The 10,412-nt window shown below is 53.7% G+C and carries 11 protein-coding genes; 4 read left to right on the forward strand and 7 right to left on the reverse strand.

Translation table 11 applies throughout. From position 1 onward, the window contains the following. From JRG72_10685 to JRG72_10700, 4 genes are all read left to right on the forward strand, one after another. Positions 1–1,095: hypothetical protein (locus JRG72_10685; GenBank protein MBW2135670.1), on the forward strand; the 1,095-nt coding region annotated here is incomplete at its 5' end. A gap of 323 nt (positions 1,096–1,418) precedes the next feature. Beyond that, positions 1,419–3,098, forward strand: coding sequence for an acyl-CoA synthetase (locus JRG72_10690; GenBank protein MBW2135671.1), 1,680 nt, complete (start codon positions 1,419–1,421; stop codon positions 3,096–3,098). Between the two features lie 170 nt (positions 3,099–3,268). Further along, the gene (locus tag JRG72_10695) at positions 3,269–4,000 is read left to right on the forward strand and encodes a class I SAM-dependent methyltransferase (GenBank protein MBW2135672.1); all 732 of its coding nucleotides are present in this window, start codon (positions 3,269–3,271) and stop codon (positions 3,998–4,000) included. A gap of 9 nt (positions 4,001–4,009) precedes the next feature. Next, entirely contained in the window at positions 4,010–4,888 is an 879-nt protein-coding gene (locus JRG72_10700) for a PHP domain-containing protein (protein ID MBW2135673.1), read from the forward strand. Positions 4,889–4,976: 88 nt separating this feature from the next. Here JRG72_10700 and JRG72_10705 read toward each other — a convergent pair whose 3' ends face one another. The 7 genes from JRG72_10705 to JRG72_10735 all read right to left on the reverse strand — a co-directional run. After that, the gene (locus tag JRG72_10705) at positions 4,977–6,212 is read right to left on the reverse strand and encodes an MBL fold metallo-hydrolase (GenBank protein MBW2135674.1); all 1,236 of its coding nucleotides are present in this window, start codon (positions 6,210–6,212) and stop codon (positions 4,977–4,979) included. 220 nt (positions 6,213–6,432) lie between these two features. Continuing rightward, positions 6,433–6,858, reverse strand: a complete 426-nt coding sequence (locus tag JRG72_10710; protein ID MBW2135675.1) for a hypothetical protein — start codon at positions 6,856–6,858, stop codon at positions 6,433–6,435. A 101-nt stretch (positions 6,859–6,959) separates the two neighbouring features. Next, positions 6,960–7,292: a hypothetical protein gene (locus JRG72_10715; protein MBW2135676.1), complete on the reverse strand. Its 333-nt coding sequence runs from the start codon at positions 7,290–7,292 to the stop codon at positions 6,960–6,962. Between the two features lies 1 nt (position 7,293). Beyond that, entirely contained in the window at positions 7,294–7,530 is a 237-nt protein-coding gene (locus JRG72_10720; protein MBW2135677.1) for a hypothetical protein, read from the reverse strand. Between the two features lie 31 nt (positions 7,531–7,561). Beyond that, entirely contained in the window at positions 7,562–8,047 is a 486-nt protein-coding gene (locus JRG72_10725; protein MBW2135678.1) for a hypothetical protein, read from the reverse strand. A 14-nt stretch (positions 8,048–8,061) separates the two neighbouring features. After that, positions 8,062–9,477, reverse strand: a complete 1,416-nt coding sequence (locus JRG72_10730; GenBank protein ID MBW2135679.1) for a CoA transferase — start codon at positions 9,475–9,477, stop codon at positions 8,062–8,064. Continuing rightward, a partial coding sequence (locus JRG72_10735) for a CoA transferase (protein ID MBW2135680.1) occupies positions 9,477–10,412 on the reverse strand: 936 nt, incomplete at its 5' end. The genes JRG72_10735 and JRG72_10730, both read right to left, overlap by 1 nt.

The raw sequence follows: 10,412 nt of genomic DNA on the forward strand, positions 1-10,412 counted from the left end.
CAGGTGCAGTTGGAACCCAATCAGGCGGTCAACGTGCATGACGCCGCGGTCTGGTACGGGCGTTACAAGTTCCTGCAGCCCTGGGTGGGCCGGGGCAAGGTGGCTTATGGGCTGGAGTTCTGGCAGTCCGGGTTCAAACTCAATTTTGTGGAGCGCTCCATCTTCTCCGGGGAGACCGATAACCACTGGCCCGGGGTCAATGCCGATTTCCGCGGGCCGTCCGGCTCCGCCACCCAGGGGGTCGGGAACAAAAGGTACAATACCGCGGGCTTCAACCTGTATCGTTCCCAGGGCTTCATGCTCATGGGCGATCTGGACCTTTGGGCGCCGCGCAACCTGCGCTATTGGGCCGGCATCTGGAACGGACCTAACAGCCGGGGCATCGATGATATGAATGATGCGGAATTCCTGTACACCGGCCGGTTGTTATTCGCCCCCCTCCCGAATGGCGGACCGGATAATGCGGAGCTGTCCATGCAGGGCGACTACAACTACCATACCGGCTGGCCGATGTTCTATATGCTGGGGTCGCTGTTCACCAACAAGGACAAGAACCGCTCCAACCGCCCGGGCACTGGGACCCCCGAAACCTATGACACCGCCAACCACGGCTTTGACCTGGCCGCGGTCTTCAAGTGGCACGGCTTCTCCCTGCAGACGGAATGGGCCCGGGAGACCTACACTGAATTCCGGCCCAATACCTTTATTGCCGGGCAGTTCGGCCAGGGCCACCGCACCGCCCACCGGGAGGCCTGGTATATCGCCGCCGGTCAATTCATCATTCCCAAGAAACTGGAGGCGGTGTTTCGTTACGCCTATGCCAATCGGGTGAAGGATGCCGACAATCCCTATACCTGGAGCTACCTGGCGACCAATGCCAACCAGACCAATTACCTGGTGCCGGTATGGGACGGCAACCGGATCGTCAATGCCCGGGAAGGGATCTTGCGGGAGTTCACCGTCGGCCTCAATTGGTACCGGTTCGGGCACAACCAGAAGTTTCAGGTCGATTACAGCCGCCTGATCCGGGACTTCTACGGAGCCGGCGACCAGAACGACAACCGCTTCCGGGCCACCGCCTATTGGCTGTTCTGAGCGGCGGGGTGTAAAAATCTGATAAAAGATCAGGACCTCCTGGTGAGGTCCTGATCTTTTCCGGAACCTCTATTTTAATTCTCTTTTCACCCCCACCCTCCCCAGGATCTTCTCCTTGGAGATAATTTACTGGTTTCGACCGGTGGCGGAGGAATTTTAACCCTTTCTTGGGGTCTAGGCGATATATTTCCTTTGGCAGGCCGATTCCTCGCAAATTTCTTGACAAGAGCCAGGGATTGTTATAAGATTCACACGATTTAGTATGATTATCAAAAGGCTAAAACAATCAATGTCTAATCAATCCACCAAGGAGGTTAAGGCTTATGAAGAAAGAGATTCCTGCCGATTACTTACCCCCCCGAGAACTCTGGCCTGATGAACCAATACCGGATGAGTTCAAAGATCTGCCGGCTCAGGTAAACATTGCTGAGGAGTTTCTCGACAAGCATGTTAAAGAGGGTCGGGGCGATAATGTTGCCATCCTGTTTGGCGACCAGAAGGTGACCTATAACGAGCTTCTGAAATTGGCTAATAAGTTTGCCAATATCCTGAAAGACCAGGGTGTCATGGCCCAGGACCGGGTGGGCATCCGCATGACCAACACCCCCCAGGCGGTAGCCATTAATTTTGGCATTCAGAAAGTCGGGGCCATCCCAGTGCCCGTATCACCCCTGTGGGCCAAGGAAGAAATCGCTTTTACCTTGAATAACGCTGAATTTGCGGCATTTGCAGTCAGTGCGCCGTTGATGACGGCGGTAGAAGAGGGCCAGCACGAATTCCAGTTTCCCACCAAGATCATTGTGGTCGGTGGTAAACCAGAGGACGTCAAGGCCAAGGGATATCTGTGTTTTGAAGAGCTCATGGCTCAGGCTCCGGATACTTTTGACAACTTCAAACTCAATCTGGATGACATCGGGGTCATCCTTTATACCTCCGGGACCACCGGTCAGCCCAAGGGTTGCGTCCATTTTGTCCGGGAGGTCATTGTCGAATCCAACTTAGTTAATAAATATGTTTATAAACTCAAACCCGGCGAGGTGCTGGGCGGCTCGGCGCCGGTCTCCTTTGCTGCGGGCTACGGCACCTTCTGTCTGATTCCCTTTGCCGCGGGCGCGACGATCTCGTTGTTGCCCAAGTTTACTCCTGATGACATGATGTCCACGATCCAAAAACACAAAGTCAATGTGGTCACCGGCTTGCCCACCGCCTACCGGAAGCTGCTGGAAATGCCCAATTTTGATGATTATGACCGCTCCAGTGTACGGATGTATACTACAGGGGGCGATGCCCTGACCGGCAAGACCCTGGCGGCCTGGGAGGCCAAGACCGGCATGCCCATCTGGGAAGGCCTGGGGGCGACCGAAATGGTTCACTTGGTAACCTCTAACACCATGAGCAAGTTTCCGGTGCCCGACTCCATTGGCAAGGCCTTGCCTGGTTATGAGATTAAAGTGGTCAATGTCGATGGACATGAGTGTGCCCCGGGCGAAGTGGGCAGCATGCTGGTCAAAGGCCCCACCGGCACGGTTTACTGGAAGCCCTACATCCAGGAGAACAAGCTTCTGAAAACCATGAAAAAGGGCGTCAAGGACGGCTATAATATGATGGGCGATGCCGTTTATATGGATAAAGACGGCTTTGTTTATTTCCAGGCTCGGGAAGACGATATGATCAAGTCTTCTGGCTTCCGCCTGGCACCCACTGAGATCGAAGACGCCCTGATCCGTCATCCCGCGGTGCGGGATGCGGGTGTGGTCGGCATTCCGGATGAAATCATCGGTCAGCGGACTACCGCCATGGTCGAACTGGAACCCGGCTATAAGCCCTCTGAGGAATTGGCCAAAGAAATCGTAAATTCTTGCATTGACGTCTTAGCCAAATACAAGCTGCCTCGGGAAGTGGTATTCCTGGAAGCCATCCCCCGGACCCCCACCGGCAAGATGATCAAAAAAGATATGCGTCGGCTGTACGACGAGTATCCCAACAAGTTCAGACTGGCGTAACTTATCATTTCTAACCCCCGGAGGCCGGAACCCCGGCCTTCGGGTTTTTTACGGCCTCGGACTGAATGAATTAACAGATTTAGTTGGTAAACCATTAGGTCCTGCGAAAACCCGAACTCCAGGCGGCTTCGAGTTTGAATGGTTCATCAGATTCAGCAGCTGCCAGGCGGTTGTCAAAAGTCTTGTGGTCCGAAAATGAGCTAAAATTTTTCCCTGTAAAGCGTTGTCAACGCTTGGCTTTTCGGCGTCTAGGGGTCCCGCACTTGAAAGGTCGGGTGGCTGATCTGGGGGCGGGTTGGGGGCCATATCATCGCGAGCTAACTGAGTGTACCATCGTCTCCTTGGATCAGGCGATGACTCCGGTAATCCAGGTAGTCGGTTCCACTCTGACCCTGCCCTTTAAGGACGCCAGCTTTAGTGGAGTTATGCTCACCGAAACCTTGGAACATGTGCCTACCCCTGCCATTGCCCTTGCCGAAGCCTCCCGCATTTTAGAACCCCAAGGCTGGCTTTACCTTACCACTCCCCAAATGTGGCCCCTGCACTATGAACCCCATGATTATTACCGGTTTACCAGATATGGCCTGATTTACCTGCTCAATCGCCAACAGCTAGCGGTGGTGGCCCTGGAATCCATAGGCGGCCTTTACACCTTTGTTTTTACCCGGCTGGGGGAAAAACTGGTAAAATTATTAATTACTCTGTTAGGATGGCTACCCCGGCGGTGGCGCTGGGCTGTGGCAACCATATTAATGGCCCCAGGACAATATTTTCTCTATCTCTTGGGTCGCTTACTGGACCGGCTGGCACCTCGGGATGTCTTGGGATGGGCAGTACTGGCCCAGAAAAAGGCTAATTTTGCTATTGAAGAAGCTGGACCGATAGAGCCCGCTTTAAGGTAAGATCGTTTCATGGATTATGTGGACTTACATACCCATTCTACCGCCTCGGATGGCTCTTTCCGACCCCAGGAGTTAGTAACTATGGCTCGGGACCGGGGCCTTAGGGCCATGGCGCTGACCGATCACGATACCATCGATGGGGTGGCGGAAGCTATTCAGGCCGGGGCGCAATTAGGGATTGAGGTGATTCCGGGAATCGAGATCAGTGCTGATTTCCCGGAGGGCACCATGCATATTCTGGGATATTTCATTGATTACCAGCAGCCTCTTTTTAACCAGCAACTCCAGGTGTTGAAAGAAGCCCGGGCTCATCGTAATCCCCGTATTGTTGAAAAATTGAACCAGTTGGGATTAACCATTTCTTGGGAAGATATTTTGCAGGTATCAGGGGGAGGTCAGATCGGCCGGCCGCATATTGCTCGGGCCCTGGTGGTCAAAGGTTATGTCCAGGATCAGCAAGAGGCTTTTGACCAGTACCTGCGGCAGGGTGGTCCGGCTTATGTGCCCAAATTTCGCTTGCCTCCGGCTGAAGCCATCGCTCTGATTCGTCAGGCCCAGGGTATTCCAGTCCTGGCTCATCCCTTTACCCTGGGGTTAGGGCTGGAGCAACTAAAAGCCCAGTTACAGGAATTGCAGGAACTGGGGCTGGCCGGCCTGGAGGTCTACTATCCAGAGCATTCCCAGAACATGCAAGCCGATTACTTCAGATTAACCCAGGAATTAGGCCTGCTGGTTACCGGGGGCTCGGATTTTCACGGGGCTAATAAACCAGGAATAGAATTAGGTAAAGGACCTCATCAACGTTACCTGACCTATGAGCTGGTACTGAATCTCAAGGCCTGGCTCCAGACCCAGCCGCGGGGCCGCTTGGCCGCCAAACGTGATTAACCTTAAGACCGCCCTCCATCTCACCAATCCCCTTTTTGACCCAACTGCCTTGCCGCTAACTGCGAAGGGCAAGAGATCAGGCCGGAGATTATTTTGTCGGCTGGACTTTGGTTGCCAATTGCTCCTTAAACCGGCTGATAAACTCACTGCTGAAAGCCTCAATATCCATGGCTTCGTCATAGCGTCCGGCGAGATACAGGGCCATACCTTTATATATTTGGGCTTCTTTCAGGTCGGGGTTGATCTGCAAAGCCTGATTGAAATACTCGACGCTGTCGTCGTATTTCCCTTGCCCCAGCAATGCCTGACCCTTGCCGGCCAGGGCGTGAGCATTTTCCGGTTGCTGCGCCAGAATTTTATCAAGCAGTTGGACAGATTCCTTACAGCGGTTCAGGTCAATTAAACAGAAGGCCTTTAATTGCAAGGCAGTCATATTTTCTGGATCACGCTCTAATTCTTTATCACAGCAAAATACCGCCTCTTCCAGCAGGCCTTTTTGGACTAATTTCGCTGCCCCATCAACCCAAGGAATCTTATCCTGCACCCCAATAATCTCGAGCATCAGGCTCTCGTAGGTCTGTTCGACCACATGGTTGCCCAGCGCCGCCACTGGTATCCCGTGACCTGGCAGAACATTGGCAATATCCTTTTTGAGTAGGGTCTTTACCCCATGTAAATAATGATCCATCCGGCCACCGGCACTCTGGTCCGGTCTGGCCATGGCGTGCGGTAAGACAGTGTCACCGGTAATTGCGGTTTTTGATGGTGCGTGATAGAGTGTGATGCCATCAATGGTATGCCCCGGGGTATAAATCACTTCCCATTCCAGCCCGCTAAGTTCAAGTATTTCTCCACCTTTGACTTCGGTAAAGCGGCAGCCGAAATCGGTGATCGCCTTTTTCAGGACCTGGGGACTTTCTTGGTGCAGAATTAGTTCAAAGCCGCCGGTCTGGATAATGCTGGGGTACGATCTGATAAACTCGAAGGCCCCCATAGAATGATCACGGTGTCCGTGGGTGAGAACAATCTTTTTAATCTCAGTGGGCTTGAACCCGCGTCGGAACAGGTCCATAAACGTGGTGTAGTCATTACCGGGATCCACCACCGTCAAATAGTCGCCGGTAATCACATAAACATTGGAAGAGTAATCATAGCCCAGCAGATAAAGGAATCTTTCAAAAAAAGGGTCGGTGCTGTTAAAAACCTGGGCCAAAGTCTGCCAGCCGGGGTGCATTGGCTCTTCCGGTGGCGACTCCGCTTGCACTTGGGGGTCCTGCTCCGGTTGCGGCTCCCGCTGGTCTTGGTCTTTAGCTCTTTCGGTCATATCTGCTCCTTTACCTTCTGATGATACTAAGTGGTTTTATAATAATCTAATTCAGTGCAATTCTCAACAATATTTGGAGACGGGCTGATTCTGGCCAAGATGATCAACTTGCCTTACGTCAGTAATCGGGAAAATTGCTCTGAATGCTGCTGAGGACAGATAAAATAATCCCCCTCCCCATTGATATGGGGAGGGGGATGTAGTTATTTCGTTACTTGAGCTAGGCCGGGATATAATCCAGGGTGAACCCGAGTTTCATCTTGTCTTCCGGCCACCACTTGGTGCTCATCTTTTCTTCCCCCGGATAGACCGGCTGCTCGTTGATACTCTCAATCAACAGTTCAAGGAAGTGGAACTCAGTGAGTTCATATTTGGTGATGATCTCCGGGGGCAGCAACACCGCCAGGCCCGACTCCCGGGAGAACTTCCAGTGGAAGGTCTCATTGGGCTCATGTGTCACCTGCCCGGTCTTGCCGGTATAAACCTTCAGGATCTTGCCTGAAATATGATCATTCGGCTTAACTTTAAATTCCTCATAAAGCTCATCAGGAATATGCCACCATAAGGCTCTGAACCCGGTTTTGACATATCCTTTGACGAGCATGGGGTCGAATCCGCATACACCAACACGACATTTTGCTGGCATGCTTACCCTCCTTATATTTTAGATACCAATCTGTTCGGTCCCATTGTCACCACGGCTTCGGCGGTTAAACAAGGTAATATTTTCCGGCCTTGTAAGCCACCTTATTTCCGCCAAACACTCTTGGTGTGCTCGACAAACTTAACCAATAGTCCTTTTTTCTGAGGTGGAGCCGCTATGGTTTCCAGAGTCTGGCGCAGGTCCTCCACCTCATTATAGCAGACGTCCAAGAAATCATTGACCTCATCCGGGGTGAGGTATTTACAGGCATACATCCGCATCACAAAGGGGGAGATGTGCTCACTGATCTCGGCGGCAAATTCCTCCGCCAGGTATTCATCCCCCCCCTCGGGGGTGGCAAACCCGAGATAGCTCCTCTTCCAGTTGAGGACCATGGTCTTGATAACTTCCAGTTCCTTACGGACGTTGTCTTCCATCCTACTTCTTCGGCTCAAAGGCGTAACACTTTTTGATCACGTTAAAATCCGCTACACACCAATAATGCGGCCAGTGGATTTTTTTACACCAGCCAATGATGTCCGCGGGCGGGAAACTGGAACCTTTGATCACCGGTTTGAGATGCTCGCACTGCCAGCAGATATGGTCGGTTTCCTTCTCCGGCTCCAGGACTTTATCTAAGAATTGTCGTGGAGTTAATCCTTCAGTCCCGCTCATGTAGCACTCCTTTCTTTATCACCGTTCCCTATTACCAGTCCTTGACTTCGCCGTCCCTGAGCATGCGTTGATATTCCTCCCACACCTCAGGAGAAAGCCGTTTCAGATCCCAGTTGAACTTATAGCTACCGGCGATGCCTCCGTCCGGCGGCTGCGGGCGCCAGCCCCTGAGAGGACGGCCCCGGATGCTGAACTTCCGCATGTCAGGTACGCCTAGGTAAATATGGCGGGGCAGGCACTCGAAGGGTCGGGTCCGACCTTCCACGCCCGGCGAATAGTTGGAGTAGCCATCCAAGGGTTTATCGGCATAGAGGGGGCTGGTATCGGGCTTTTCCCCCGGCCTCTCCTCCGGGCCTTTATACATGTGGCCCTGGATCATATGGATGTAGTAAACCGTACCGCATTCAGCACAGTTCACCTTGCCTTCCCAGTTCCAGAAGCAATAAGGATCCAGATAATTTACGGTGTTGCACGGTTTTCCGTCCACCATTTTTTTACACCAAATAATATCACACACAGCGCTCCCTCCTTTTAGATCATGGCCTTGGAGTACCACTCTTCGATCTTGGCTGTTGGATACCCGAGCAGCTCGTGGTAAATCTTTACGTTGTCGGCGCCCACCGGCCGCCAGATCCAGTAGAGTCTGCGCGGCGTCTTGGACATCAATCCCGCACCGTAAGACCCCATGGCCAAGACATCGCCAAAGATGGGATCATCCTGCCAGCGGATAGTGCCTCTCAGCCGATAGTGTTCACACTCATAGACCTCCCGGTCGTTCATCACCGGTTCGGCTAAGAGACCAGCACCCTGAAGAATGCGGACGACATCGCCTCTGGACTTATCCTTGGCCCACTCCTCCAACGCAGCATAGATTTCGACCTGAGCCTCACCCTCGACCCGGTCCTTATGCTTCTGATAACGGCTGTAAAGATCGGGTTTCTTGATGACCTCGCACAGCTCTTTGAAGTCCGGATCGTTGAAGGCCGAGACCATGACGTAGCGGGCATCCAGCCGGTCCTGCGGATTGATGGCATCCGGGTAGTCGGATTTGCCCGCCAGAATGATGCCGTGGACGCAGAGCTGGGTATCCCAGTTGCCCCAACGCTGGCGGACGATGCCAAAGCGGCCATAGAGCGGCGCAGCGTAGCCCAGGCACCGCGTGGCAGCCTGCACCTGGGAGAATTCGATCATGGTGCCCAGCCCGGTTTTCCGCCGCCAATGGATAGCAGCCAGAATGCCGAAGGTGATCTGGGTGCCGGAGTACCAGTCAATGCACCAGTTGGAGTGTTTGGTGCAGTGGCCGCCCATGAATTCGTGCATACCGGTCACTGAAGCCAACCCGGCATGGGCCTGACCCAGGATGTCATAGGAGCCCCCGAAAACCTTGGGGCCGTAACCGAAGCCGCCGCCCCAGACATAGATAAACCGGGGGTTCATCTCAATCAGGTAACGGTAGCTCTGTTTCCAGCGGTCAAAGGTCCCGGGCCGATAGCACTCGGTCAGTCCATCGGACATTTTCACCAGACGATAGAAGGCTTCCTTCATTTCGTCCAGGTGGTAGTCCATGGTAATGTGATATTCGTTGGGATTAGCATTCAAATAACCCATGCCCGTCCCGGTCATCGGCCGGGTGTCATGCAAGGGATAGAGATAGGTCTCATTGAACGGCGCACAGTGACGCATGGGGTCGCCCATGCGGGGCATCTCGACTTTGATGACCTCGGCCCCCAGTTCGGCCAGGTTGGACACAGAATGGGGCGTGAAGATATACATGGTGGTGCTAAGCCAGCGGATGCCTTTAAGCGACAGGGGCCTGGAGAACTCACCGCCCGGCGCGAAGGCGGCCCGGCAGTAATCCTCATAGGGCATCTTCATTTCGTCGAGTTCTTGTTTGCTTTTGGGGCCGTCCAGCTCCTCCAGCCGACATACTCTTGGGTCCTTCGCCATTAGATAACCCCCTTTTCCTTGAGTTCGTTTACTCTGGTCTGACCGATCCCGGCGTACTTCATCATGACTTCATAAGTATCGTAGCCCAGCGGCCGGCCCAATACTTTGACCCGGTGCGGCGTCCGCATCTGATAGTTGTTGGGGGGCACCGAGAACAGCAGCGTGCCATAATGATCGGTATCAATAGTGCACACCCACGGACGATACTTGAAATGGGGGAACTCGGAGACTTCGTCAATAAACAACACCGGACCGGCGGCGATTTCGTACTCCAGGAGTTTTTGTTCCGCTTCAATCCGGTTGATGTCTCTGAGCCAGCGGGTGGTCAGGGTATAGGTTTTGGTCAGCATTTCCAGGGCGTTCCGGGCTCCCATCTCTTTGAGGATGGGGTCTTCATGGATCAGCCGCCCGAACTGCGGGAAGTCGCGCTCAATACACATACCGATACGATACCACAACCGGTCGGTCTGGCCGCCGATCATCATGTAGCCGTCCCGGCAGGGGTTCCACTCATACTGGTTGAGGTTGGGGTCCCAAGCGCCGGTCCGGGCCTTGATGCTGGCGTTGAAGCCGTACCAGCTAATGTCAAAGTCCAGGATGTCCATCTGCGACTCAGCCCCGGTGACCTCGCAGAACTGGCCGGTGCCGCCTAATTCATCTCTCCAATATATCGCGGCCAGCAAAGTATTAGCCGCCTGCTCCCCCGCCACAAAGTCGGCGAACCAGACGCCGGAACGGGTGGGGTCACCACCGCGACCCCGGGGCAACTGATCCTGGGGAAAGCCGGTGTTATGGACAAAGGCATTGGCGCAGCCCCCGAAGGGTTCCAGGGTCCATTGTCCGAATTTAGACATTTTATCTTTGTAGGGTCCCCAGGTGCCCCGGACCGCGATGTTGCACCATACCAATCCGGGATACAATTTGGAGATGTGCCG

It is taken from the genome of Deltaproteobacteria bacterium, assembly GCA_019309545.1.
GTDB lineage: Bacteria > Desulfobacterota > Desulfobaccia > Desulfobaccales > Desulfobaccaceae > Desulfobacca_B.

Coding starts and splice junctions, on each gene's coding strand:
- JRG72_10720 (MBW2135677.1), bottom strand. CDS start 7,530: ATGAGCGGGACTGAAGGATTAACTCCACGACAATTCTTAGATAAAGTC.
- JRG72_10690 (MBW2135671.1), top strand. CDS start 1,419: ATGAAGAAAGAGATTCCTGCCGATTACTTACCCCCCCGAGAACTCTGG.
- JRG72_10700 (MBW2135673.1), top strand. CDS start 4,010: ATGGATTATGTGGACTTACATACCCATTCTACCGCCTCGGATGGCTCT.
- JRG72_10715 (MBW2135676.1), bottom strand. CDS start 7,292: ATGGAAGACAACGTCCGTAAGGAACTGGAAGTTATCAAGACCATGGTC.
- JRG72_10705 (MBW2135674.1), bottom strand. CDS start 6,212: ATGACCGAAAGAGCTAAAGACCAAGACCAGCGGGAGCCGCAACCGGAG.
- JRG72_10730 (MBW2135679.1), bottom strand. CDS start 9,477: ATGGCGAAGGACCCAAGAGTATGTCGGCTGGAGGAGCTGGACGGCCCC.
- JRG72_10710 (MBW2135675.1), bottom strand. CDS start 6,858: ATGCCAGCAAAATGTCGTGTTGGTGTATGCGGATTCGACCCCATGCTC.